The 24,718-nt window shown below is 72.7% G+C and carries 24 protein-coding genes and 1 pseudogene; 8 read left to right on the forward strand and 17 right to left on the reverse strand.

Going from position 1 to position 24,718, the window contains the following annotated elements; translation table 11 throughout:
* Window positions 1-17: 17 nt before the first annotated feature.
* From LIU39_RS17490 to LIU39_RS17515, 6 genes are all read right to left on the reverse strand, one after another.
* The gene (locus tag LIU39_RS17490) at window positions 18-203 is read right to left on the reverse strand and encodes an MbtH family NRPS accessory protein (protein ID WP_227047672.1); all 186 of its coding nucleotides are present in this window, start codon (window positions 201-203) and stop codon (window positions 18-20) included.
* A complete protein-coding gene (locus LIU39_RS17495; RefSeq protein WP_264482917.1) occupies window positions 200-4,060 on the reverse strand; it encodes a non-ribosomal peptide synthetase in 3,861 nt (1,286 codons plus the stop codon). The genes LIU39_RS17490 and LIU39_RS17495 overlap by 4 nt, the downstream gene beginning before the upstream one ends.
* A 62-nt stretch (window positions 4,061-4,122) precedes the next feature.
* Window positions 4,123-4,353 carry a phosphopantetheine-binding protein gene (locus tag LIU39_RS17500; RefSeq protein WP_227047674.1) on the reverse strand — a complete coding sequence of 77 codons (231 nt, stop codon included), beginning with the start codon at window positions 4,351-4,353 and terminating at the stop codon, window positions 4,123-4,125.
* Window positions 4,354-4,358: 5 nt separating this feature from the next.
* Window positions 4,359-5,000 carry an isochorismatase family protein gene (locus LIU39_RS17505; RefSeq protein ID WP_227047675.1) on the reverse strand — a complete coding sequence of 214 codons (642 nt, stop codon included), beginning with the start codon at window positions 4,998-5,000 and terminating at the stop codon, window positions 4,359-4,361.
* Window positions 5,001-5,078: 78 nt separating this feature from the next.
* Complete coding sequence (locus tag LIU39_RS17510) at window positions 5,079-5,858, reverse strand: 2,3-dihydro-2,3-dihydroxybenzoate dehydrogenase (RefSeq protein ID WP_227047676.1); 780 nt, start codon at window positions 5,856-5,858, stop codon at window positions 5,079-5,081.
* A gap of 417 nt (window positions 5,859-6,275) precedes the next feature.
* Window positions 6,276-6,908, reverse strand: coding sequence for a TetR/AcrR family transcriptional regulator (locus LIU39_RS17515; protein ID WP_227047677.1), 633 nt, complete (start codon window positions 6,906-6,908; stop codon window positions 6,276-6,278).
* A 114-nt stretch (window positions 6,909-7,022) separates the two neighbouring features.
* On the opposite strand from LIU39_RS17515, the gene LIU39_RS17520 reads away from it, so the two are divergent.
* On the forward strand, window positions 7,023-8,234 hold the full coding sequence (locus LIU39_RS17520) for an FAD-dependent oxidoreductase (protein WP_227047703.1): 1,212 nt from the start codon (window positions 7,023-7,025) through the stop codon (window positions 8,232-8,234).
* Between the two features lie 79 nt (window positions 8,235-8,313).
* Window positions 8,314-8,868: an HAD domain-containing protein gene (locus LIU39_RS17525; protein ID WP_227047678.1), complete on the forward strand. Its 555-nt coding sequence runs from the start codon at window positions 8,314-8,316 to the stop codon at window positions 8,866-8,868.
* A 26-nt stretch (window positions 8,869-8,894) separates the two neighbouring features.
* Here the strand turns inward: LIU39_RS17525 and LIU39_RS17530 are convergent, their stop codons facing one another.
* The 6 genes and pseudogenes from LIU39_RS17530 to LIU39_RS17555 all read right to left on the reverse strand — a co-directional run bounded on the left by LIU39_RS17530 (window position 8,895) and on the right by LIU39_RS17555 (window position 13,569).
* Window positions 8,895-9,590: an HAD family hydrolase gene (locus LIU39_RS17530; protein WP_227047679.1), complete on the reverse strand. Its 696-nt coding sequence runs from the start codon at window positions 9,588-9,590 to the stop codon at window positions 8,895-8,897.
* 36 nt (window positions 9,591-9,626) lie between these two features.
* A complete protein-coding gene (locus LIU39_RS17535) occupies window positions 9,627-10,325 on the reverse strand; it encodes a phosphatase PAP2 family protein (RefSeq protein ID WP_227047680.1) in 699 nt (232 codons plus the stop codon).
* A gap of 89 nt (window positions 10,326-10,414) precedes the next feature.
* Window positions 10,415-11,244, reverse strand: a pseudogene (locus LIU39_RS17540) (IS5 family transposase).
* A 44-nt stretch (window positions 11,245-11,288) separates the two neighbouring features.
* Complete coding sequence (locus LIU39_RS17545; RefSeq protein ID WP_227047681.1) at window positions 11,289-12,224, reverse strand: M56 family metallopeptidase; 936 nt, start codon at window positions 12,222-12,224, stop codon at window positions 11,289-11,291.
* 136 nt (window positions 12,225-12,360) lie between these two features.
* Window positions 12,361-13,002 carry a DUF5134 domain-containing protein gene (locus tag LIU39_RS17550; RefSeq protein WP_227047682.1) on the reverse strand — a complete coding sequence of 214 codons (642 nt, stop codon included), beginning with the start codon at window positions 13,000-13,002 and terminating at the stop codon, window positions 12,361-12,363.
* Between the two features lie 180 nt (window positions 13,003-13,182).
* Window positions 13,183-13,569: a VOC family protein gene (locus LIU39_RS17555; RefSeq protein WP_227047683.1), complete on the reverse strand. Its 387-nt coding sequence runs from the start codon at window positions 13,567-13,569 to the stop codon at window positions 13,183-13,185.
* 215 nt (window positions 13,570-13,784) lie between these two features.
* Between LIU39_RS17555 and LIU39_RS17560 the strand changes: the two genes are divergently transcribed.
* Window positions 13,785-14,318, forward strand: a complete 534-nt coding sequence (locus LIU39_RS17560) for a GNAT family N-acetyltransferase (protein ID WP_227047684.1) — start codon at window positions 13,785-13,787, stop codon at window positions 14,316-14,318.
* Between the two features lie 52 nt (window positions 14,319-14,370).
* Here the strand turns inward: LIU39_RS17560 and LIU39_RS17565 are convergent, their stop codons facing one another.
* The 4 genes from LIU39_RS17565 to LIU39_RS17580 form a co-directional block, all read right to left on the reverse strand.
* Entirely contained in the window at window positions 14,371-15,174 is an 804-nt protein-coding gene (locus LIU39_RS17565) for an amino acid ABC transporter ATP-binding protein (protein WP_264482903.1), read from the reverse strand.
* Window positions 15,171-16,079 carry an amino acid ABC transporter permease gene (locus tag LIU39_RS17570; RefSeq protein ID WP_227047685.1) on the reverse strand — a complete coding sequence of 303 codons (909 nt, stop codon included), beginning with the start codon at window positions 16,077-16,079 and terminating at the stop codon, window positions 15,171-15,173. Before LIU39_RS17570 ends, LIU39_RS17565 begins: the two co-directional genes overlap by 4 nt.
* A complete protein-coding gene (locus LIU39_RS17575; protein ID WP_227047705.1) occupies window positions 16,076-16,954 on the reverse strand; it encodes an ABC transporter substrate-binding protein in 879 nt (292 codons plus the stop codon). Before LIU39_RS17575 ends, LIU39_RS17570 begins: the two co-directional genes overlap by 4 nt.
* Before the next feature lie 125 nt (window positions 16,955-17,079).
* Window positions 17,080-17,763, reverse strand: coding sequence for a glycerophosphodiester phosphodiesterase (locus tag LIU39_RS17580; protein ID WP_227047686.1), 684 nt, complete (start codon window positions 17,761-17,763; stop codon window positions 17,080-17,082).
* Window positions 17,764-19,073: 1,310 nt separating this feature from the next.
* On the opposite strand from LIU39_RS17580, the gene LIU39_RS17590 reads away from it, so the two are divergent.
* The 5 genes from LIU39_RS17590 to LIU39_RS17610 all read left to right on the forward strand — a co-directional run bounded on the left by LIU39_RS17590 (window position 19,074) and on the right by LIU39_RS17610 (window position 23,737).
* Window positions 19,074-20,471 (forward strand): DUF6421 family protein, encoded by a 1,398-nt coding sequence (locus LIU39_RS17590; protein WP_227047687.1) that lies wholly within the window; start codon window positions 19,074-19,076, stop codon window positions 20,469-20,471.
* Between the two features lie 56 nt (window positions 20,472-20,527).
* Window positions 20,528-21,289, forward strand: coding sequence for an SDR family NAD(P)-dependent oxidoreductase (locus tag LIU39_RS17595; RefSeq protein ID WP_227047688.1), 762 nt, complete (start codon window positions 20,528-20,530; stop codon window positions 21,287-21,289).
* Entirely contained in the window at window positions 21,286-22,356 is a 1,071-nt protein-coding gene (locus LIU39_RS17600) for a threonine aldolase family protein (RefSeq protein WP_372463947.1), read from the forward strand. The genes LIU39_RS17595 and LIU39_RS17600 overlap by 4 nt, the downstream gene beginning before the upstream one ends.
* Before the next feature lie 90 nt (window positions 22,357-22,446).
* Window positions 22,447-23,025 carry a transglutaminase-like domain-containing protein gene (locus LIU39_RS17605; RefSeq protein ID WP_227047690.1) on the forward strand — a complete coding sequence of 193 codons (579 nt, stop codon included), beginning with the start codon at window positions 22,447-22,449 and terminating at the stop codon, window positions 23,023-23,025.
* Window positions 23,026-23,038: 13 nt separating this feature from the next.
* The gene (locus LIU39_RS17610) at window positions 23,039-23,737 is read left to right on the forward strand and encodes a B3/B4 domain-containing protein (protein ID WP_227047691.1); all 699 of its coding nucleotides are present in this window, start codon (window positions 23,039-23,041) and stop codon (window positions 23,735-23,737) included.
* A 7-nt stretch (window positions 23,738-23,744) separates the two neighbouring features.
* On the opposite strand, the gene LIU39_RS17615 is transcribed toward LIU39_RS17610, so the two are convergent.
* Window positions 23,745-24,461 (reverse strand): lysophospholipid acyltransferase family protein, encoded by a 717-nt coding sequence (locus LIU39_RS17615; protein ID WP_227047692.1) that lies wholly within the window; start codon window positions 24,459-24,461, stop codon window positions 23,745-23,747.
* Window positions 24,462-24,718 lie beyond the last annotated feature (257 nt).

Genomic DNA, 24,718 nt, shown 5'->3' on the forward strand with positions numbered 1-24,718 from the left:
GGGCAGCGCCCGTTTTCTCAGCGGCCTTCGGACTCGACGTACCGCAGGCACGCGGCGTACGAGGCCGGGCCGTACTCGGCCGCCCAGCCGGCCGGGACCGCGACCGGGCACGGCCACAGGGACCGCTCGCCCAGGGCATTGGCCAGGACGAGATGGGTGGCGCTGTCGGATTCCGTCGGGTCGAAAGGCGAGGTGCGGGTCATCCGTTCAGCTCTTCCAGCCGGGCGGCGAGCCGCGCCGCGATCGTGTCCAGGTGGGGTGCCTGGGTCATCTGCGGGTGCAGGCAGTCGATGTCGTGCCGCTGGAGGGTGCCGCGGACGTACGGCTGCCAGGCGCCGGGTGTCAGCCAGTCCTCGGCGCGCGGCGCGGCCGCGGTGAAGAACAGCACATCGCCGTCGAAGACGCGGTGGTCGTGCGCGCGCATCAGCCGGGCGTTGTTGATCACGATGTCGACGGCCGCGGACAGGGTCCGCCCGGACAGTCCGGCCAGGGCGCTGCCCTCGCGTTGCAGGGTGGCGAGCACGTCCGCGCGGGTCAGCTCGCCGCCCCGTTCGAAGCCGGCCATCCGCAGCAGCGCGGTCAGCGCGTCCGTCTCGTCGGGGACGGCCTGATCGCGCCACTGGTCGGACGGGTAGGCGTCCAGCAGGGCCAGCAACTCGACGCGGGCGCCCGCCTCCTGGAGGAGTACCGCGACGGTGTGCGCGAGCACCCCGCCGACCGACCAGCCGAGCAGCCGGTAGGGGCCGTCCGGCTGCACCCGGCGGATCTGCGCGGCGTAGTCGGCGGCCATCTCCTCCATCGTCGTGGGCAGTTCCTCGTCGCGGGCAAGGCCGCGGGCCTGGAGGCCGTGGACGGGCTGGCGCGGGCCGAGCCGGGCGAGCAGGCCGGAGTAGCACCAGCTGATGCCGCCCGCCGGGTGCAGCACGAACAGCGGGGTGCGGTCGCCGTGGGCGCGCAGCGGCAGCAGCACTCCCAGGGCGTCGTCCGCGCCGCCGTCGCCGGCCCCCAGCGCCGTGGCGAGCGCGGCAGGCGTCGGCGCCTGGAACACGGTGCCGATGGTGAGGTCCGTGCCGAGCGCGGCCCGCACCCGGGTGACGAGCCGCGCTGCGAGCAGCGAGGTGCCGCCCAGGTCGAAGAACGCGTCGTCCACGCCGACCGACGGCAGGCCGAGGACCTCCGCGAACAGCCGCGCCAGGGTCTCCTCCTGGTGACTGCGCGGCACACGCCCCTCGCCCGCCGTGCTCTCCGGTACGGGCAGCGCGGCGCGGTCCAGCTTGCCGTTCGGGCTGAGCGGGAAACCATCGAGCACGACGAAAGCGCCGGGCACCATGTGGTCGGGCAGCGCCGTGGCCAGCCGGCGGCGCAGTGCCTCGGGGTCGGGGTCCTGGCCGTCCGCTGCGGTCACGTAGCCGACCAGCCGCTGGTCGCCGGGCCGGTCCTCGCGGACCAGCGCGCAGGCGGCGGACACCGCGGGGTCGGCGGCCAACGCGGCTTCGATCTCCCCGAGTTCGATGCGCAGGCCGCGCAGCTTGACCTGGTGGTCGGTACGTCCCAGATATTCGATCTCGCCGTCCGCGGTCCAGCGGGCCAGGTCGCCCGTGCGGTACATCCGGGTGCCGGGCGGGCCGTACAGGTCGGCCACGAAGCGGGTCGCGGTGAGCGCGGGGCGGCCGAGGTAGCCGGTGGCGAGCTGTCCGCCCGCGAGGTACAGCTCACCGGCGATGCCGGGCGGGCACGGCGCGAGGGCCGGATCCAGGACGTACAGCCGGGTGTTCCACACCGGCCGCCCGATCGGCACCGGGCCTGCATCGCCAGGCCGGCAGGCGTGGTACGTCACGTCGACGGCCGCCTCGGTCGGCCCGTACAGGTTGTGCAGCGGGACGTCGGGCAGCAGCCGGGCGAACTCCTGCGCCGTCTCGCGGGCCAGCGCCTCGCCGCTGCAGAAGACCCGCCGCAGTCCGGTGCAGCGGGCGGCATCCGGTTCGGCGAGGAACACCTGGAGCATCGACGGCACGAAATGGCAGGTGGTGACGGCCTGTTCGCGGATGAGGCGGGCCAGGTATGCCGGGTCCTTGTGGCCGCCGGGCGCGGCGAGCACCAGCGTGGCGCCCTCGCGCAGCGGCCAGAAGAACTCCCAGACGGACACGTCGAATCCGGAGGGCGTCTTCTGGAGCACGCGGTCACCGGCGCCCAGCGGATAGGCGTCCTGCATCCAGCGCAGCCGGTTGTCGATCGCGGCGTGCGGCACCACGACACCCTTGGGCTTGCCGGTCGACCCGGAGGTGTAGATGACGTACGCCGGGTGCTGCGGCGTCAGCGCGCGCGGCGGCGTGAGGCCCGGATGGCCGGACAGGTCGAGTCCTTCGAGGGCGATCTGCGGCAGGCCGGTGTCCGGCAGCCGCCCGGGGACATCGGTCACCGCGCAGACCGGCGCCGCGTCCTCGGTCATGTACCGCAGCCGCTGTGCCGGGTAGTCCGGGTCGAGCGGCAGGTAGGCGCCGCCGGCCTTGAGAACGGCGAGCAGCGCGACGACCAGACCGGCCGAGCGGGGCAGGGCGAGCGCGACGACCGTTCCGGGGCCGACACCCCGGCTCACCAGATACCGCGCGAGCCGGTTGGCGCGCCCGTCGAGCTGCGCATAACTCAGCGTCTGCCCGCCGTCGACCAGTGCGGGCGCGTCCGGCGTGCGCGCCGCCTGTGCCTCGATGGGGCCGATGAGGGTGGTCGGCGGCAGCGGGCGTGCCGTGCGGTTGAACTCCTCGACGACCGCGGTGCGTTCGGCCGCGGTCGGCAGTGAGTGGGCGGCGAGAGGAAGGTGCGGGTCACTGTCCGCGATCCGGCCCAGCAGCTCCAGGAACCGCTCCTGGTGGGCGGCGAGTTCGGTCTGCCCGTAGAGGGCCGGGTTGCCGTCGTGGTCGATGCGCAGTCCGGCGCCGTCGCCCCGGTCGTAGACGTTGACGGTCAGGTCCTCGACCGGGCCCGCGGAGAGGTTGTGCGCCTCGGTGGGGGCGCCGGCGAAGTCCGGGCCGTAGTCGAACGGCATGACGTTGACCAGCGGGCCGACCAGCGCCCGGCCCTCGCCGAGCAGGCCAAGGTCGCGCCGGATGTCCTCGTAGCGGTAGCGCTGGTGGCGGCGGGCCGCCCGGATGCCGAGGACGACCTGCCGGGTCAGCTCGGCGAAGGTCGTCGCCGGGGTGACGTGCAGCCGCAGCGGCACGACGTTCATGACCATGCCGGGAATGCGCAGCGCGGCGGAGCCCATCCGGCCCATCATCGGCACGCCGAGCACGACGCCAAAACTGCCGGTGGCGCGCGAGACGTACAACGCCTGGGTGGCCATGAGGACTTCGGGCCAGGTGGCGCGGACCTCGCCGGCCAGCTCCTCGATCCTGCCGGTGAGGCCGGTGTCGATCCTGGCGGTCTGCCGCAGGAACGTGCGCTGCGGCAGCGCGGTGCGCCCGGCCAGGCCCGGCACCTCGGGGCGGTCGGCGACGGCGGCTCGCCAGTGGGCGCGGTCGGCGTCGCACGCCTCGGACGCGCGGTAGGCGGCGTCCTCGGTGACGAGGGCGCCGAGCCGGCCGAACGGGCTGGGCCCCGGGTCGCCGCCGGCCGCGAGCGCCCGGTAGACCTCGGCGGCGCGGCGGGCCACCAGGGCGTAGCCGAAGCCGTCCAGGACGATGTGGTGGACGCGCTGGTACCAGAGCCAGTGCGCGTCGCCGACCTGGAACAGCGCGTGCCGGAAGAGCGGCCCCGTGGCGAGGTCGAGGGGCCGTGCGAGGTCGTCCCGCATCCAGGCGTAGGCGACCGCCGACGGGTCTCCCTGGTCGCGCAGATCGGCGGCGTGCAGCGGGAAGCCGTGCCCCGGGGGTTCGATGTCGATGGCGAACTGCCGTGGCCCGTCCGGGGTTTCCTCGATGCGCACGCGCAGCGCGTCCGTCTCGCCGACGGTGCGGTGCAGCGCCTCGGCGAAGAGCACCGGGGCGAGCGGTCCGCGGATCTCCAGGCACTCGGCGGTGTTCTGCGCGGGGCTGTCCGGGTCGAGGCGCTGGGCGTACCACATGCCGGATTGCGCGGCGGTCAGCGGCAGGCTCCGCACCTCGGGTACGGCGGCCGGGGCCGTGGTCACGAGGTGACCCCCAGGACGGCCGCCCAGCTCTCGATCGACGGGTGTTCGGCGAGGTCGACGAAGGCCGTCTCGACGGCGTGTTCGCGGCGCCAGCGGCCGATGAGGCTCATGATGCGGATCGAGTCGAGGCCCAGGTCCACGAGGTTCTCGTCGTCGGGAACGTCGGCCGGGTCCTCGCCGAGCGCGTCGGCCACGTCCGCGCGGATCTGCTGGAGGGTCAGCGCCATGGCGGTCAGACCCCCTCGGTGTGCCGGACGAGTACGTCGGTGGTGGCGACGAACGCGCAGGTGCCGGCCGCCCGGCGGAGCGCCTCGTGGTGGTCGGCCGCGGAGAAGTCGGCGACCGCGTCGGCGGCGACGAACGCCTGGATGTCGCGCATCCACGCGTCGCAGGCGGTCATCAGCACGCCGATGTGGGCGTAGACGCCGACCACGATGAGCTGGTCGCGGCCCTGGGCCTGCATCCGCTCGGCGAGGTCGCTGCGGACGAACGCGCTGTACTTCCACTTGGTGAGGACCGTGTCGCCGTCCCGCGGGGCGACCGGCGCGGCGATGGCCGCGGCGTCCGGGTCGTCCGGCAGTCCCGGGCCCCAGAAGTCCTGCTGGAGCCCGCGTTCGGCGGGGCTCTGGCCGCCCGGCTGCGCGGAGTAGACGACGGGAATCCCGGCGGCCCGGCAGCTCTTCGCCAACCTGCCGACGTTGCCGAGGAGTTCGGTGACCGGCGCGGCCCCTTCGGTGAAGGCGCGCAGGAAGTAGTTCTGGAGGTCGTGGACCAGCAGGACGGCTCTTCGGGGGTCCACGGCCCACTCGACCCGGTTCGCCGGCAGGTCCTCCGGGGCGGGCATGGGGTACGGGGCGATGGCGGGGAGCGCCATGACGGGCGGCCTTTCGGTGAAGCGACAGGGAAGGGAGGGAAGGGGAGGGCGGACGGTGCGCAGGTCCGCCCCGGGCGGTCAGGCGCGCAGGGTCGCGCCGCCGTCGACGTACAGGTCGTGCATGGTGATGTGGCGGGCCCGGTCGGAGACGAGGAAGCCGACGGCCTCGGCGATGTCGGTGGGCTCGGCGATCCGGCCGAGGGGGATGCCGACGCGGTAGGCGTCGAGGTCGCCTTCGATGACGCGGTCCCGGGCGTCGGGTCCGTTCCACAGCTGCCGCTGCATGGGGGTGTCGGTGGAACCGGGGGAGACGACGTTGCACCGCACGTTGCTGCGGGCGAGTTCGAGCCCGAGGCACTTGGTGAAGAGCGTGGCGGCCGCCTTGGACGCGGCGTACGCGGCCATCCCGGCGCGCGGGATGCCCGCCGCGTTGGATCCCACGGTGATGATGCAGCCGGCCCGCCGCTCGGCCATCCTGCGGGCCGCGGCGCGGGCGAGCACGAAGACGCCGGTGGTGTTGACCGCGAAGGTGTCGTCCCAGTCCTGGTCGTCGAGTTCGACGACGGCTCCGGGGCGCAGCACGCCGGCCACGTTGACCAGGATGTCGAGCGCGCCGACGGTCCGTTCGGCCTCGTCCACCAGGGCGTTGACGGCGGCGCGGTCGGTGATGTCGACGGCGCGCGCGGTGATCCGCTCGGTTCCGTAGGCGGTTTCCAGAGCGGCGATCCCGGTCAGATCCCGGTCCACGGCGACCACCCGCGCCCCTTGATCGGCCAGCAGCCGCGCCACGGCCTGTCCTATGCCCCGGCCTGCGCCGGTGACCAGCGCCGTCCGCCCGGAGAGTTCGGTTTCCCGCACGCCGGATCCCCTCAGTGAGTGAGTATCAATTAGGTAAGGCTAACCTAACACGTGCTGGTGGGGGAGGCCCCGGCCCGAACGACGGCCCGGGGCGGGTGCAACTCGGTGCCCCGACTTCCGTACGGGGACACCGAGTTACGCGGCGGGGCACCATGGTCGGCCGCCCTGAAGCTCGCGCCGGCCCGACGGTCGGACGGGCTCCGTCGAGACCTCGTGCCGCGTCGACCCGCCCGATGCCGTGAGGGCACCTCTCTGCTCGGCGGCGTCGCGGGCGGAGCCCGACGGGGCGCGGCGGCTCCCTGCGGCGCCCGTCCCACCCGGCCCCGCGTTGGTTGGGCGAGCCCGATTCACCTTCAACTCGTCCGCAATTCCCGGCCGTTCGCGGCAGTCCCGGGGTGAGGAGGTCCCGCCCGGGGTCTACGCGCCGCCGTCCCGGCCCTGCTGCTCCTCGCCCTCGTGCTCGCCCTCGTCCGCCGTGGCGCGCGCGAGGGCGCGGCCGGCGCGGCGGGCGGCCGCGATGACGTCGTCCGGCCCTGCGTCCGTGCCCTGCGCGGCGAGGAGTGCGGCCCTGGTGGTGTCGAAGGTCATGCGGATCAGGAGCCGGTCCGCCGCGCTCGCGCCCTCGCCGGCGAGGAGGTCGACGACGGCACCGAAGGCCGAGCGGACGTCCTTGCCGTCACCGGCGAGCCGCCGCATCACGGGCTGGTTGGCCTGCGCGAGGCGCATGGCCTGGAGGTGCTCGGTGGTGGTGCCCGCCATCCACCGCAGGGCCGCGCGCTGCGGCAGATCCGGGGTCCTGGGCTGGGTGTTGATCCAGTCGACGAGCGCGTCGAGGTCGGCGCGGCGTTCGGCCATGAGGCTCGCCATGATCTCGTCCTTGTTGCGGAAGTGGTAGTAGAGCGCCGACTTGGTCAGCCCCAGTGCCTCCGAGATGTCCCTGATCGAGGTGGCCTCGAAGCCCTTCTCGGTGAACAGCTGCAGGGCGACGCGAAGGATGTCCGCGCGGGTGCGGGCACCGGAGCGCCGGTCCTTTCCGGTGGGTGTCGTCATTGCCGCTGGTCCTCTCGTGGCCGCCCTTGTTCGTCCCCATCCTACTTGCTTACCGACCGACCGTTCAGCTATCTTCAGCTTACCGAACGGCCGTTCAGTAAGAGGGAGACCGCCATCAAAACCACACCCACCCCCCGGATCGCCGTCGTCGGCGCGGGCCCCGCGGGCCTGTTGTGCGCCCGCGTCCTCCAGCGGCACGGCATCGACGTCGCGGTCTACGACGCCGACGCCGCCCTCGACGCCCGAGACCCCGGCGGCACCCTCGATCTGCACGCCGACTCCGGACAGATCGCCCTGGAGGACGCCGGGCTGCTCGACGCGTTCACCGCGCTCGCCCGGCCCGAAGGCCAGGCCAAGACCAGGCTCGACCAATACGGCACCGTGCTCGCCTCGTTCACCCCCGACGACGGCGACGAAGCCGCCCCCGAGATCGACCGCGGACAGCTCCGCGCCCTGCTCGCCGCGCACGTCGAGCCCGGCACCGTCCGCTGGGGACACAAACTGGTCCGCGCCGTCCCGCTCGGCGGTGGCGCGCACCGCCTGGAGTTCGCCGGCGGCGCCACGGCCGAAGCGGACCTGGTGATCGGCGCCGACGGCGCCTGGTCCCGGGTCCGCCCACTGGTGAGCGACGCCGCGCCCCGCTACCGCGGCGTCTCGTTCCTCGACGTCCGCTTCGACGACGTCGAAAGCCGCCACCCGCGCATCGCCGAACTCGTCGGTGACGGCCACCTGTTCGCCAACGACGGCGCCGGGCGGGCCGTCATCGCGCAGCGCAACAGCAACGACCGCATCCGCGGCTACGTCGCCCTGCGCACCGACCTCGACTGGCACGGCGGGGCGGGCATCGACCTCGCCGACACGGCCGCCGTCCGGGAATTCCTGCTCCAGGAGTTCGCCGGCTGGGCCCCGCAGCTGCTGCCGTTCCTCACCGACAACGACGGCGGCTACGTGAACCGCCCGATCCACACCCTGCCCGCCCCCCTCACCTGGGAGCACACCCCCGGGGTCACACTGCTGGGCGACGCGGCCCACCTGATGTCGCCGTTCGGCGGCTTCGGCGCCAACCTCGCCATGCTCGACGGCGCCGAACTGGCCCGCGCGCTCGCCGGGGAAGCCACCGTCGACGAGGCCGTCACCCGCTACGAGGCGGCCATGCTGCCCCGCTCCGGCTCCCACGCCGCCCGTGCCAATGACGCCCTCGACCGGTTCTTCGCCGTCGCCGACGCCCGGCCCGGCGACCTGCCGGACCACGAGGCGGAGCACCGGCGGTACCGGGAGGCCGCCGCCGCATACTGCCGCGGGGAGCCCCTCCGGGCCCCGGAGTAGGCGGCACACACAGCCGGACGGCCGCAGGCGGCGGGGGAACGGTCGCGTCCGCACGGCAGGGGGGAGCATCATCGATTCCGTGACTGTCCCGCGTCCGATCCTCTTCCTCGACGTCGACGGCCCGCTCAATCCGTGGCGGGCGGATCAGGAACGGACCGAGCGGGCCGGCTACCGCACGCTGACCATGCGCCCCACCGGCTGGGAGCTGCCGGCCCCGCCGCTGCTGGTCCGGCTCGACCCGCGGCACGGCCCGCTGCTGCTCGGCCTCGGGTTCCGCCTGGTGTGGGCCACGACCTGGAAAGCCGATGCCAACACCTGGATCGCCCCGGTGCTCGGACTGCCGGACCTCCCGGATGTGGAGTGGCCGCTGCCGGACCTGGACGATCCGGAAGAGGTGCACTGGAAGACCCGCCGCCTCGTGGACGTCGCGGCGGGCCGGCCGTTCGCCTGGGTGGACGACCAGATCAGCGCCCACGACCGCGACTGGGTCGCCCTGCACCACGCGGGCCGCGCCCTGCTGCACCGCGTCGATCCGGCCCTCGGCCTGCTGCCGGACGACTTCGGCACGCTGCGGGAGTGGGCGGCGGACCAGGGAGGCGGCGGCCAGGCCGACGACAGGTGGCGAGGCGGCTGAAACGGAGGCCCGGCCCCGCCACCGGCTCACCCCACCAGGTCAAGGACCGGACGCAGGCCCTCCGGGCGCCGCTCGGCGGGCAGCGGGTCGACCGGCAGATAGCCGCAGCCCAGCGCCGTCGCGCCGCCGTCGGCCCGCCGGTCGTCGCCGACCATCAGGGTGTCGGCCGGTGCGACCCCCCGCTCCCGGCAGGCGACGCCGAAGAGGCGCGGATCCGGCTTCTGGATGCCGTGCTCGAACGACAGCACGCACGACTCCGGGAAGCGGCCCAGCCCGTGGGCGCGCAGCACCGGCCGCAGGTCCCAGCCGATGTTGCTCACCACGCCGATGCGGATGCCGCGCCGGTGCAGCTCCGCCAGGACATCGGTGGCATCCGGATACGGAATCCAGGCATCCGGCGTCATGTGCCGCTCGTACAGCGCCGGGTACAACTCGGGCGCGGGGAGCGGGACTCGGCGCGCGAGCGCGGTGTACAGCTCACGGTGCAGGGAGGCGTCGCTGTCGCGGGTCGCCCACAGCTCCGCCAGCTCGTCCGGGATCTCGACGGGAGGAACGCAGCCCGGCAGGGCACCCGCCCACTCCAGCTCCGCGGCGGCGCGGCGGATGTCCGCTTCCGCCATGGCCGTGCCGGTGGTCCGCAGGGCCGCGCGCAGCCAGGATTCCACGGACTCGATGTGCAGCAGCGTTCCGGAAAAGTCGAAGAGCACAGCCTCGATCGTCATACCCGCCATCCTGCCCCGCCCCACCGCGCCCACCGGTCAGCTTCCGGCCGCCTCCCCGCGCCCCGTCCCGCCCCGCCGGCGCTCGTACGCGGCGTGCGCCGCCACCGAGCCCGCGGCCACGGCCCCGCCCAGCAGCCACCCGCCGGCCACGTCCGACGGCCAGTGCACCCCCAGGTGGACGCGGGTGAACCCGACGCCGAGCATCGACACCCCCACCGCCACCGCGGCCGTCACCTGCCCCGCCCGGCGGACGCCGTGCCGGTGCAGCAGCCACAGGGCCAGGCCGCCCGCGACCGTCACCGACAGGGCGTGCCCGGAGGGGAAGGCCGAGTAGTGTGCCGAGGCCACCGGGTCGGGCCAGACGGGCCGGGGCCGGTCCACCACGGCCTTCAGGCCCTGCTGAAGTGCCGTGCCCGCCAGGGAAGTTGCGGCCACCCAGAAGCCGAGCAGCCGCTCACCGCGACGCACCAGCCACCCCACCGTCACCGCGAGACCGGCCCGCATCGTCCAGGGATCCCACAGCCGGTCGGTGAGCAGCCGGCTGACCCGGGTCCAGCCCGGCGCGCCGACCGCCGCGCGGTGCAGCCCGTTCGACAGGGCCGAGTCGAAGGCCATCAGCGGCCGGCAGTGGACCGCGACGAGCAGCAGGACGAGAGCGGCGGACGCGGCGCATGCCACGGCGACGGCCGCCGCCACGGGACGGACCACGGCGGCGGGGTGCGGCGTCGTTACCATCCGCCGATCCTCGCCGACACCGGGCACCACCGCCACGGGCCCGACGTGCCGGACGCTTGTCCAGGGCTTCTAGGAGTTGTCTTCAAATGTCACGCCCACATCAGGAGCGATGCGAGGGTGATGGCTGCTTGGTAGGACTCGGCGGTCTTGTCGTAGCGGGTGGCGATGCCGCGCCATTGCTTCAGGCGGTTGAAGCAGCGTTCGATCACGTTGCGCTGCTTGTAGAGCTGTTTGTTGAAGGCCGGCGGGCGCCCGCCGTGGCTGCCGCGCCGGATCCGGTTGCGGATCTGATCGGCGCGTTCGGGGATGGTGTGGGCGATGCCTCGGCGTCGGAGCCAGGTGCGGATGGCCTTGGAGCTGTAGCCCTTGTCGCCCAGGACGTGGGCCGGCCTGATTCGGGGCCGTCCTGGGCCGGTGCGGGGCACTCGTATCGCCTCCATCACGGCAGTGAACTGGGTGCAGTCGTTGGAATTGCCGCCGGTGACGGTGAACGCCAGCGGGCGGCCACGTGCATCGCAGGCCAGGTGAATCTTGCTGGTCAGGCCGCCTCGGGACCGTCCGAGTCCGGGACTTTGGAGCCCCCTTTTCGGGCCCCTGCGGCGTGCTGGTGGGCGCGGACCACGGTGGAGTCGACCGACACGAGCCAGTCGATGTCCCCGGCAGCATCCGACCTCGCCTGGGCCGCCCGCAGCATCCGCTCGAACGTGCCGTCCAACGCCCACCGACGAAACCGGGTGTGCAGCGTGGCCCAGGGACCGTACCGCTCGGGAACATCCCGCCAGGCCGTACCGGTCCGGAACTTCCACACGATCCCGTTGAGCACGACGCGGTCATCCAACCGCTTCCTGCCCCGCAACGACACCGGCAACAACGGCCGGACGAACTCCCACTCAGCATCAGACAGTTCATGGCGACGTATCACCCCACCATGATCCACCACGCGAGATCATTTGAAGACACCGCCTAGGTCAGCGCCCTGAGCCCCGGCACGAACGTGATCAGCAGCGGCACGGCGGGCACCAGGGCCGCGCAGGCCGTCATCCGGATGCGGCGGCCGGGGGTGAAGCGGGCCGCCGGGGCCAGCAGCCGGTTCACCCGCTGCGGCACCTGCGCGTGCTGGGTCGGGCAGGGCCCGAACACGCCGCGGTCCTCGTTGAGTTCGACCAGCGCCAGGGCGATGGTCAGCCGGCCGAAGCGGCGCGATGCCACATCGTCGGCGGCGAGTTCGACCAGGCGGTGGACCTGGTCGCGGAACGCGGCGAAGACCGGGATCTGCGGGAAGCCGACGGCCAGCGCCGACGCCGAGTGCAGCAGCAGATCGTGCCGGGCGCGGGCGTGCCCCTGCTCGTGGGCGATCAGCGCATCGAGCTGACGCCCCTTCAGGCGCCGCAACGCGGAGGTGGTGATGACCAGTTGGGGCGAGGAGTGCGGCAGCCACCAGGCTTCCGGACGGTCCCCCTCCAGGATGACCAGGCGGTCGCCGGACCGCTCCTCGCCGGGCAACAGCGGGGAGCGCCGCAGCAGATCGGCCCTGCGCTGCTTGCGACGGGCCCGCGCCGCGTGCACCTCGCGGGTCAGCACAAGACCCGTCCATGCCGCGCCGCCCGCCAGCAGCAGCGCCAGCGAACCGGCCCACGGACCGTACGCATGGAGCGCGTACGCCTCGACGACCACCCGCGGCGCGAAGCCGAACACCGGGCCGCGCACGGCCTCCCACGCGGCGGCCGCGCTCAGCGACATCGCGAGCCCGCAGCACAGCAGGACACCGGCGACCACGCACTGCCACACCCACAGGGCGAGCACGGGTTCGCGGTCGGGCCAGTCGGAACGGGCCATCAGCCGCGGCGCCATCGCCGCGGCCAGCACGCCGAGGATCATCAGCGTGAGGGGGACCATCATGCGGCCAGCCTATGAGCGCCCGGCTACCGGGTGGTACGGCCGCGCACCGGAAGTGACGTACGCCACCCTCATCGAAAGCGTGGCCCCGCTCACCGGCGCGCAACGGGGCACCGGCCCCACGGGCAGGCCGCAGCCGTCAGAGAACCACCAGCATCGCGAACATGCCGATCCCCATGGCGATCCCGCACGCACCGACCACGTCCGGCCGCCCGGCACTCCCCGCGGGCATCCGCGGCGACCCGGCCGCCACCGCCCCCGACCCCACGGCCCCCGCGCCCACCACCAAGGAGCCCGCCGGTATCAGCCGCAGACCGGCGGCGATCACGAACACCGCGTAGTAGGCGAGCAGCAGGCCGGTCAGCAGCGGCAGGCCGCCCGCCGCCGCATGTCCGGCGTGCGCCGCGCCGCCGGACGGCATCCCCGCCATCGGCATCGTCATCGCCGAAGCCCCCGAACCGGGCGCGGACATCGCCGACGCCATCGCCAGCGCCATGTAGACCATTGCCGCGGAGCCGATCGCATGGTGCAGATGCCGGTGCCACAGGGCCCACAGCGCCGCGGCGCCGAAGACCGCGGCGTACCCCCACGACAGCCGGACGGGCTGTGGCAGCACCGATGCGGGCAGTGCCATCACCGCCATGCCGAGCCCCATCAGCGCCCCGCCGCGAGCCTCCGTCCGCTGCGCGGCGCTGCCCGTACGCATCCGCGCCAGGCAGTACCCGCCCGTGGCGGCGCACAGCGCCACCAGCAGCCAGCCGGTCACCGACGATCCGTGCACGGTGCCCCCTTCGCACCCGCCGTCCGGGCCGGTGCGGCCGCGGCCGTAGCGGGCATCGATCCCGTACGTACGCCCGCAGGATGCCCGGACCGGACCCGGCACACGGGAGCGCACGGGTGTAGCGGGGGAGCGCGTGGACGGCCGTCCTAGGGGACCACCGACGGCGCAGGGCCGCGGCCGTCAGGGGCGGTAGCGCAGCGGATGGCCGGCGGGGACCTCGGTGACCGCGATCCGGTGGCCGTCCGGGTCGGCGATCCACATCTCGATCAGCCCCCACGGCTCCTCGACCGGAGGCCGCAGGATCTCCACGCCGCGTCCCGCCAGTTCCTCGTGCACGGCCGCCGCGTCCGCCACCTGGAGCCACAGCTGGAGGGTGCCGCTCGCGGGTTCCGTGGAGCGTCCGGAGACCTCCAGGAAGCCGCCGCCCAGGAAGTAGACGGTGCCGCGTTCGGGCCCCGTGCCGAACTCCCGGTAGATCTCCAGGCCCAGTGCCTCCCCGTAGAAGGCCCGCGACCGCTCGGGATCCGACGGCCTCACCAGCACCCTGCTGCTCAGTACATGCACCATGCGGCGGACCCTACGCCCCGTGCCCGGCCCGCCCGCCCGTACGGCCGGGGTGTGCCGGGCCGCTGCGGGCGGCCCGAACAGTGGACGAAAGGCCCTGACGGCGGGGCCGTGCCTCTTGTTAGCCTCCTTCCGTTCGGCCCTTCGGGCGCTTCGCGTCACCCGATCCGTGCCGTCCGCACGCCCCGAGAGCACGCCCCGAGAGGACCCCGCACACCATGCCCGTCAGCCAGCTCGCCTTCCGTTCCGCCACCGCTGCCGACATTCCCGGGCTCGTCGAGCTGATCGAGTCGGCGTACCGCGGCGACGCGAGCCGGGCCGGCTGGACCACCGAGGCGGACCTGCTGGAGGGGCAGCGCACCGACCCCGACGGCGTGGCGCGCGTGGTGCGGCAGGAAGGCAGCCGTCTGCTGATCGCCGAACGCGACGGTGCCCTGATCGCCTGCTGCCAGCTCGAACACCGCGGCGACCACGCCTACTTCGGGATGTTCGCGGTGCGTCCCTCGCTCCAGGGCGGCGGCCTGGGCAAGGTGATCATCGCCGAGGCGGAGCGCGTCGCGCGGGCCGACTGGGGCGTGCGCGAGATGCGGATGACCGTCATCCGGCAGCGCGAGGAACTGATCGCCTGGTACGAGCGCCGCGGCTACCGGCGCACCGGCGAGCTGAGCCCGTTCCCTTACGGCGACGAGCGGTTCGGCATCCCGCAGCGCGACGACCTGGCGTTCGAGCTGCTGGTCAAGCCGCTCGGCTGAGTCCGCGGGCCGGGGCGCGTCCGGGTCGGTGGCCCCGCGGTAACCCCTCCCGCTACAACCGCCCCGCCTGGATGATCCGTTGCAGGAACTGCCGGGTGCGGTCCTCGCGCGGCGCGCCGAAGAGCTGTTCCGGAGCGCCGCGTTCCAGGATCACCCCGCCGTCCAGGAAGCAGACCTGATCGGCGACTTCGCGGGCGAAGCCCATCTCGTGGGTCGCCAGCACCATCGTCATCCCCTGCTCCTTGAGGTCGCGGACGACGGCCAGGACCTCGCCCACGAGTTCCGGGTCGAGCGCCGCGGTGATCTCGTCGAGCAGCAGCAGCCGGGGACGGCAGGCCAGCGCCCGGACGAGGGCGACGCGCTGCTGCTGGCCGCCGCTGAGCCGGTCCGGATACGCGCGGGCCCGATCGCCGAGCCCCAGCCGCTCCAGCAGCTCGTGCGCCCGCGCCGCGGCCTCGGCGCGCGGCATCCGGTGCACCCGGCGCGGGGCCAGCGTGATGTTGTCCAGCACGGTCATGTGCGGGAACAGGTTGTACGCCTGGAAGACCACGCCGATCCTGCGGCGCACGGCGTCCACATCGGCCCGGGGGTCGGTGATCTCGTCGCCGTCCAGGTAGATCGCGCCGTCGTCGATCTCCTCCAGCAGGTTCGCGCAGCGCAGCAGCGTCGACTTGCCGGAACCGGAGGCTCCGATCAGCGCGGTGACGGTGTGCGGCGCGACCTCCAGGTCCACGTCCCGCAGCACGACCGACTCCCGCCCGTACGTCTTGCGGACCGCCTCAAGACGCAGCACCGGAGCCGTCCCGGCGGCCCCCTCCTCCTCGTTGGTCCCGGCCGTCTCCACGGTCCCGCTCATACGGCCCCTCCCTGGGCGCGGCGCCGGTCCATCCGGGCCGTCACCCAGTCCGTCAGCCGCGTCATCGGGATCGTCAGGGCGACGAAAACCAGCCCGGCGACCACGTACGGCGTGTAGTTGAAGTCCTTGCCCGCGATGATCTGCGCCGCGTACACGGCGTCCACCGCGCCCGCGATCGACACCAGACCGGTGTCCTTCTGCAACGACACCAGGTCGTTCAGCAGCGGCGGCACCACCCGCCGCACCGCCTGCGGCAGCACGACGAAGCGCAGCGCCTGGCCGCTGGAGAGCCCCAGGGAGCGCGCCGCGGCCCGCTGCGAGGGATGGACCGACTCGATGCCGGCCCGGAAGACCTCGGACACATACGCCGAGTACGTCAGCACCAGCGCCGAGCCGCCGAGCACCACCGGATCGGTGGTGACCCCCTGGAGCCGCAGCGCGGGGACGCCGAAGACCACCATCAACAGGCAGATGATCAGCGGCAGTCCGCGGAAGAAGTCGGTGTACGCGGCCGCCAGGGCGCGCAGCGGGAAGAACACCGGCCCGCGCAGGGTGCGCGCCACCGCCAGCAACAGTCCGATCACCAGCACCGCGGCCCCGCACACCACCAGCAGCCGCAGGTTCAGCAGCAGCCCCTCCAGCACCTTGGGCAGCGCCTGGCGCGCGTAGTCGGCGCTGAAGAACGTCTCGCGGGTGCGCGGCCAGCCGGGGGAGCGGGTGATGACGAGGAAGAGGACGACGGCCGTGACGAGAGTGCTGAGCGCGGCGACGGTGGCGGCACGGCGGGCGCGGACCCGCCGGAAGCGCTCGCGCGCAAGCCGCCGCTGCGACGGCACGTACCCGTCGTCGGCCGCACCGGAAGCAGCGGGCCGCTCACTCTTCAACAGCCCCTTGCCGGACGTCACTTGAGTACCGGGACGTGGGTGGCGTCGGCCAGCCACTTCTTCTCCAGGGCGGCGAGGGTGCCGTCCTTGCGCAGCGCGTCCACCGCGGCCGTCACACAGCCGGTGAGCCGGCTTTCCCTGTCGAGGACGAGCCCGAACTGCTCCTTGCCCTCGCCGGTGACCGGGAACTGGCCGACGATCCTGGCGTCCTTCACCTCGGCCGAGGTGATGTGGAAGGCGGTCGGCAGATCGATCACGATCGCGTCGACCTGCCCGTTCTTCAGCGCCGACTTGGCGAAGTCGTTCTTCTGGTAGACGGCGGGCCGATGGCTGGGCCGGATGCGGTCGTTGATGATGTCGAGACTGGTGGTGCCGACCTGCGCGCCGAGCCGCGCCCCCTTGAGGTCCGCGATGCTCTTGGCGTCCGCGGTCTTCGCGCCCTTGAGCGCCACGATCGCCTGCCGTACGTGGTAGTAGCCGGAGGAGAAGGCGACGGCCTGCTTGCGCGCGGCGCTTATCGAGATCTGGTTGATGTCGAAGTCGAACTTCTTCTCGCCGGGCGCAAAGGCGTTGTTGAACGGCACGGTCTGCCAGGCCACCGCGTCCTTGGCGTAGCCGAGCTTCCCGGCGACCGCGTACGCCACCGCCGACTCGAAGCCCTTGCCGCTCGCCGGCTCGTCGTCGGCGAACCACGGCGCGTACGCGGGCTTGTCGGTGCCGACGGTGAGTTTCCCGGCCGCGACGGTGGCCGGCTTGCCGCGGTCGCAGCTCTGCTTGCCCTGCCCGGCGGCGTGCGGACCGCCCAAGGACGCGTCCTGCGGGGCGCAGCCGACGGCGCCGAGCAGCACGGCGGCGGCACAAGAAGCGAGATATACGGGACGGTTGGCGAGGCGCATGGCGGGAGAGTGGCAGTGCGCGGGGCCATCTGTCGAGATCACCGGCGGAATCGTCCGCATGCTGGAAGGACGTTGCACGCCCGTGAACTGCGGGTTTCGCCACGGCCCGGCAGGCGCGCCGCGCCTCACGCCGTGAAGCGCACCGCCCGCCGGATCTCCGGCCGGTCGGTCACCACGCCGTCGAGGCCGAGCCCGCGCGCGATGCGCAGCTGATCGTGGGTGTTGACGGTCCAGGCCAGAACCTTGAGCTGCGCGGCGTGGGCGCGTTCGACGAGTTCGATGGTGAGGCGGCGGATGTTCAGTGACAGCATCGTGGCGCCCACGGCCAGCGCGCGGTCCACCACGTCGGCGCCGTACCGGTCGGCGACCAGCGCGGTCCGCACCCCCGGCAGCAGCGAGCGGATCGCCGCCAGCGCCTCGTCGTGGAAGGAGATCACCTCGACCCGGCCGGTCAGATCGCGCGCCCGCAGCACCTCGGCCAGCGCCTGCGCCGCCGCCACATCCTTGATCTCCGCCTGGAGCGGCGCCCCGACCGCCTCCACGACCTCCTCGAAGACCGGGATCCGCTCGCCCCGCCCGGCATCCAGCTCGCGCAGCTCGGCCAGCGTCCGCTCGCGGATCGGGCCGGTGCCGTCGGTCGTCCGGCGCACATCCGCGTCGTGCATCACCACGAGCGCGCCGTCCTTGCTCAGATGCAGGTCGAGTTCGATGACGTCGAGGCCCTCGCGCTCGGCCCGCACGAACGAACGCAGGGTGTTCTCCGGCTCCACGCCCATCATTCCGCGGTGTCCGATGGTGAGAAGGGACAAGGCTGCCTCGTTTCTGTCGGCTCGGTACTGCTGGGATTCGGTGGTGCTGCGGGTACTGCGGTGCGCCGGCGCCGCCGCGGCACCGCGGTGCGCCTGCGGCGGTCACCGCCGCGGCGCAGGGTGTACGCCACGACTGTCGGCACAAAGCCGTACGAAATGGCGCACAGCCTAACGGGCCACGCCCCGGCCGACCGCCCGCCGGAGCGCACCTGCGCTCCGTCCGGTACGCGTACCCGCCGCATCCGGAATCAGACCGGAGGCAACGGAGCGGACAGGGGCGGCACGGGTGTTCACGGGGGCTCCCTTCCCGGAGGCGGCGGCGCGCGGGGGCGCGCACGCTGGTATCTGTCCGCGCGGAAGGCCCGTGAACCGGCTCACTCGTGCGTGGGCGAGTCCTCCACGGGCTGACGGGGCCGCCTCGGGAGCGGTCCGGGCCGAGCACCGCCCAGCCGGTCGGCGGCGGCTGCGGCACCGCGTCCTGTCGCGGACCGCGCTGTTGCTCCCTTGCTTCTTCGAAACCTGACACCCAGTCATACGCCAGATGAAAACGAGGAGTTCACCGCAGCGCAACCCCGGGGGGAGACACGAAGTTCTCCGCCACCTTCGAGGCGCAGCCGGCCGATCCGACGGCCGCACGCGAGCGCCGGCTCTTCCACAACAGCGCCGACCACGCCTACGGCACCGCGGACGACGCCGTCGCGTACGCGGAGCGGCTGCGGGCGGCCGGAGCCGACGAGGTCATGTGCCTGATCCGAAGGGGCACGGTGCTCCAGGGGGCGTGCCTGGGGGCATCCGTCAAGTGGGGCGAGCGCGTCATCCCGGCGCTTCACCGGGGCCCACGCGGATGCCCCGCGCCCCGGCACGGAGGGCCCCGCCCGACCACCCCGGCGGCGCCCCCGCGCTCGCCCTTCGGGCCCGGCCCACCCGGTGCCGGATCCGGCCATGAACGTTTACTCGTCCGCGGACCGTGCGGACGGTCGGCGGCAGGCCCGGATCGCGTGATCATCACGGGCCACGCCGCTGGTGGCGGGGCCGCGTACTCGACGCCGGTCGGCAGGACGCCCGGGTTTCGGCGACAACGGCACATCTCCCCGGCATGTTTTACGGCTTCCCGCCCCGCCGAGGCGCCGGAGGAAGACCCGAGCAGCCTGGGCCGGACTGTCAGAACGTATCGCCGAAACCCGAACGGGCAGGAAAAATGTTCGTGACCATGGGGTGCTGACAGAATAATTTTCAGATCACCCTCTTGAGCGAAAGAACCTGGCTGGTTACCGTGGCTTCACCACACGATCTACCGCCGGAGGGCAGTCATGACGGAAATCCTTTCGCCCGTGGATGCTCGGGGGAGTGCCGGGACCGCGGACCGCGTGGTCGACCACCCGGCGTGGCCGGTGCTCAAGGACGCGGTCGAGACTCTCCGCCCCTGGCAGGCCAAGGACGGTTCCATCGACCTGGCCGCCGAGGGCGCGCCGCCCGCCGCCGCGGTCCGCCAGGAGGTCGACCGCGTGATCGCGGCTCTCGGGGAGCTGGCCCCGCTGCTGCCGCACAACGCCGCCTACCACGAAGCGCTCGCCGCCGACCTGCTCCGCTGGGCCGCCGGCGGCTACGGCGTACCGGACTTCCTCGACTCGCTGCTCGCCTTCCAGCCCGCCGAGCAGCGCGCCGACGGCCTCCAGCACCTCGTGCTCTTCCCCATGTACACGCAGAACGGCAATCCGGACCGCAACTTCGAAGCGGTCGTGCTGCGCATGGTCTGGCCGGACTGGCTCGCCCACCTGGAGCGCACCCGCTACGACAACGCCCTGTTCTGCGGCATCACCTTCGAGGACTTCACCGCGGGCTACGACACCAACTCCGCGGTCCTCTTCCCGGAGACCATCGCCGTGCGCGAGGCCCCCGAGCGGTTCACCTGGGGCGGCATCTTCTGCGACCGCGAAGCCGCCCGCTTCCGCCGGGTCGCCGACGCCGCGATCGAGACGCTGGGCATCGGCATCCCGCAGGAATTCCGCGACATGCTCGGCGACCAGGAACGCTGCCAGCAGGCATTCGTGCTCTGGGACCTGGTCCACGACCGCACCCACAGCCACGGCGACCTGCCGTTCGACCCGTTCATGATCAAGCAGCGGCAGCCGTTCTGGATGTACGGCCTGGAGGAGCTGCGCTGCGACCTCACCGCCTTCCGTGAGGCCGTGAAACTGGAGGCCGAGGGCTACGGCCAGGCGCGCGACGTGCAGTACGCGGTGATCTTCGACCGGATGTTCCGCTTCCCCGTCACCGGTGAGCGGGTCCGCAACTATGACGGCCTCGGCGGCCAACTGCTCTTCGCGTACCTCCACAAGCACGACGTCGTACGCTGGACGGACAACACACTCCACATCGACTGGGAGCGGGCGCCGAAGGTCACCAACCAGCTGTGCGGCGAGATCGAGAAGCTCTACCGCGACGGCATCGACCGGCCCAAGCTGGTCCACTGGCTCGCCGCCTACGACCTCGTCTCGGCCTACCTCGCACCGCACCCGGGTTCGGTCTGGGCGAAGGGCCCAGGCGCCCTGGACCTGGACAAGCCGCCGCGCAAGCTCGTGGACGACGTCCTTCCCGACGAGTTCCCGCTCAGCATGTTCTACGAAGCACTTGCCAAGAAGCTCCGCACGGTGATCGCCTCCACCAAGGGCATCACGGCCGGGCGCGAAGCGCTGGCGGCGGCGTGAGGGCCGGCCGGGACACCGGACGGAAGGCCGTCCAGGAGAATGAGGAGGCGACGGAGATGACTACTTCGACGGGCGGCCAGGGGCCACTGGAAGGCGCCGTCATCGCGGTGGCGGGCGCGGCGGGCCCCGCCGGACGGGCCACCCTGCTGCGGCTGGCCGATGCCGGCGCCACCGTCGTCGGAGCCGACGCGGACGCCGCGCGGCTGGCCGAAGCGGTCGACGCGGCCCGCTACGCGCACGGCGGCGCCAAGGTCATCGGCGACACCGTCGACCTCCTCGATCTCGATCAGACCCGCGAATGGGCTGACCGCACCGAGAAGGAATTCGGCCGGATCGACGGCCTGGTGCACCTGGTGGGCGGCTGGCGCGGCGCGAAGAGCTTCGCGGGGGCCGACCTCGGGGACTGGGACCTGCTGCACAACCTCCTCATCCGAACGGTCCAGCACACCTCCCTTGCCTTCCACGAGGGCCTCGAACGCAGCGGCAACGGCCGCTACCTGCTGACCAGCGCGGCCGGCGCCGGCAAGCCCACGGCGGGCAACGCCGCCTACGCGGCCGCGAAGGCGGCGGCCGAGGCGTGGACGCTGGCGCTCGCCGACGCGTTCCACAAGTCGGGGGGCGAGGAGGGGCCGCGCGCCGCGGCTGCGATCCTGGTCGTCAAGGCGCTCGTCAACGACCAGATGCGCGCCGAGCGACCGAACGCCAAGTTCGCGGGCTTCACGGACGTCACGGAGCTGGCCGAAGCCATCGCCGGGGTCTGGAGCCGGCCCGCACGGGAAGTGAATGGAAAGCGTCTGTGGCTGACCCCCGAGCCGTGAGCACCGACAAAACCGATGCCAGGCAGCACCACGACCCCCAGGTACGCGGCTTCGCCAGCGACAACTACGCGGGTGCCCACCCCGAGGTTCTGACGGCGCTCGCCCTCGCCAACGGCGGCCACCAGATCGCGTACGGCGAGGACGACTACACCGCCCACCTCCAGCGGATCATCCGCAGCCACTTCGGGCAGCGCGCCGAGGCGTTCCCGGTCTTCAACGGCACCGGCGCCAACGTCGTCGCGCTCCAGTCGGTCACCGACCGCTGGGGCGCGGTGATCGCCGCCCAGACGGCACACATCAACGTCGACGAATGCGGCGCCCCCGAGCGGGTCGGCGGCCTCAAGCTGCTCACCGTGCCGACCGACGACGGCAAGCTCACCCCCGAACTGATCGACCGCGAGGCGTACGGCTGGGACGACGAGCACCGGGCCATGCCGCAGGTCGTCTCGATCACCCAGAGCACCGAACTGGGCACCCTCTACACGCCCGACGAGGTCCGGGCGATCTGCGAACACGCCCATGAGCGCGGGATGGTGGTGCATCTCGACGGCTCGCGGATAGCCAATGCCGCGGCTTCCCTGGACGTCCCGATGCGGACGTTCACCAACGCCGCGGGGGTGGACATCCTCTCCCTCGGCGGCACGAAGAACGGCGCCGTCTTCGGCGAGGCCGTCGTCGTCCTCAACCCCGACGCGGTGCGCGCGATGAAGCATCTGCGCAAGCTGTCCATGCAGCTGGCCTCCAAGATGCGTTTCGTGTCCGTGCAGTTGGAGGCGCTGCTCGCCAAGGACCTGTGGCTGCGCAACGCCCGGCACGCCAACACCATGGCGCAGCGCCTGGCGGCCGGCGTACGCGCGATCGACGGCGTGGAGATCCTCTACCCCGTCCAGTCGAACGCGGTCTTCGCGCGGCTGCCGCACGACGTCAGCGAACGGCTCCAGAAGCGCTACCGCTTCTACTTCTGGGACGAGGCGGCCGGCGATGTCCGCTGGATGTGCGCGTTCGACACCGCGGAGGAGGACGTCGACGGCTTCCTCACCGCACTCCGAGAAGAGATCGCCCGCTGAGACGCCCCTAGCCGAATGACCACTGAATGACTATGCGCCCGACCGGAAATCCATTGACCCCGGTCGGGCGCCTCGTTACGCTCGCGGCGCATGGAGCTGATCCAGAACACCCCTGACCTGTCGGCCTACTTGGCCACCAGTGAAGCCATCGACCACGGCCATCCCCGCGTCCGCGCCACCGCCGCCGCCCTGCGCGCCCACGCCGCCGACGCATACACATACGCCAAGGCGGCCTTCGAGTTCGTCCGTGACACGGTCCCGCACTCGCAGGACGCGGGCGATCCGCGCGTCACCTGGCGCGCGTCCGACGTCCTCGCGCTGCGCACCGGCATCTGCTTCGCCAAGTCGCACGCGCTGGCCGCCCTGCTGCGTGCCGAAGGTATCCCGGCGGCGCTGTGCTACCAGAAGCTCGACACCCTGCACGGGTTGATCGCCCTCAAGCTCCCGGGGGCGCGGACCTGGGCTCGCCAGGATCCGCGGGGCAACAGGCCCGGCGTCGACGCGCGGTTCCGCCTCGACCGCGAACAGCTCGCCTGGCCGGTCCGACCCGAGTGCAATGAAATGGACTCACCAGTGCTGTTTGCTGAACCGCACCCGGCCGTGCTCCAATGCCTGAGGCAGGCCGTCGACCGGCCGCACCTCTGGCAGACGCTCCCCACCGAACTCTGAGGCACCACACCCCATGACTCGCACCCTGCACGTCTCCGACGACGTACGCGCCCTCGCGCCGGGCTTCGCGCACCTCGCGATCGAGGCACACGGGCTGACCAACGGGCCCAGCGACGCGACGACTTCCGGCCTGCTGGACGAGGCGGCCGGGCGGCTCACCGCGCGGCTGGCAGGCGGCGCCGTCCAGGACGACCCGCACATCGCGGCCTGGCGCGCCGCGTACTCCGCCTTCGGCACCAAGCCCTCGCGCACCCGCAACTCCGCCGAGGCACTGGCCCGCCGGGCGCTCGCCGACGGCCAACTGCCGCGCATCAACCGCCTCGTCGACCTCTACAACGCCATCAGCGTCGCCCACCTCGTCCCCGTGGGCGGCGAGGATCTGGACCGCATCCAGGGCGGCATGCGGCTGGTGCGGGCCACCGGCGACGAGCCGTTCGCCACCGCGGCCGGCGGCGTGGAGACCGTCGAGCACCCCGAGCCCGGCGAGGTCGTCTGGTGCGACGACGACGGCGTCACCTGCCGCCGCTGGAACTGGCGGCAGGGCGTACGCACCCGGCTGACCGAGGAATCCGTCAGCGCCCTGTTCCTCCTGGAGGGCATGGCGCCGATGTCCCACGACGACCTGCGGGCCGCGGGCGCCGAACTCGCCGAGAGCCTGGAGAAGAGCTGCCCCGGTGCCCGCATCGAGATCGGCGACGTCCAGCCCGGCTGACCTGCCGTTACGCGGCGCCTCCGGGCGCGGCGGGGGCGGAGCCGCCCAGGTGTGCCGGGATCCACCAGGTGTCGTCGGGGCCCTTGGGCCGCACCGGATAGGCGCGCTGGGCGGCCTCCAGCAGATCCTGCACCCGTGCCCGCAGCCGGTCGGTGATCTTCTCCGCCTGCTCGGCAGGATCGGCCTCCAGCGGCTCGCCGACCCGGATCGTGATGGGGAAGTGGTGCCGGCCCAGATCGCGCTTGTGGCCCTTTGTCCACAGCCGCTGGGTGCCCCACAGGGCCATCGGCAGCAGCGGCACCCCGGCCTCCTGCGCCAGCCGCGCGGCCCCCGACTTGAAGTTCTTCAGCGTGAACGATTCGGAGATCGTCGCCTCCGGGAAGACGCCGATCACCTCGCCCGAGCGCAGCGCCGTCAGCGCGTGCCGGTACGCGTGCACGCCCTGCGAGCGGTCCACCGGGATGTGCTTCATGGCGCGCATCAACGGCCCCGACACCTTGTGCCGGAACACCGACTCCTTGGCCATGAACCGCACCAGGCGCTTGGCCGGCCGCGCCGCGAGGCCGGCGAAGACGAAGTCCAGATAGCCGATGTGATTGCTCACCAGCACCGCACCGCCGCGCCGCGGAATGTTGTCCGCGCCGACGATGTCGAACTTCAGGTCCATGGACTTGAAGATGGTGCGAGCGGCACCGATCACCGGCGGATAGACGAGCTCTGCCATGTCGGAGGACCCCATTTCTGTACCCGGGGAGGGTTCTCCCGGCGGAAACCTACGCAGCCGTAAGTGTGCGGCTTTCGGGTGATCGTGCCCGATCAGGGCCCTGGCGGCTACCGCGCGGGCCGCCAAGGACGGGAGATTCTCGTCACGTGAGGGTCGCTCACCGCGCGTCATTCCCCTCCTGAAGGTACACGGCCCGCCGGAACGCGAAGGATCCGGGAATCTTTACGCCCCGCCGCACGCTGCACCCCACGACGACT

It is taken from the genome of Streptomyces pinistramenti (genome assembly GCF_020564935.1).
In the GTDB taxonomy this organism is placed as follows: domain Bacteria; phylum Actinomycetota; class Actinomycetes; order Streptomycetales; family Streptomycetaceae; genus Streptomyces; species Streptomyces pinistramenti.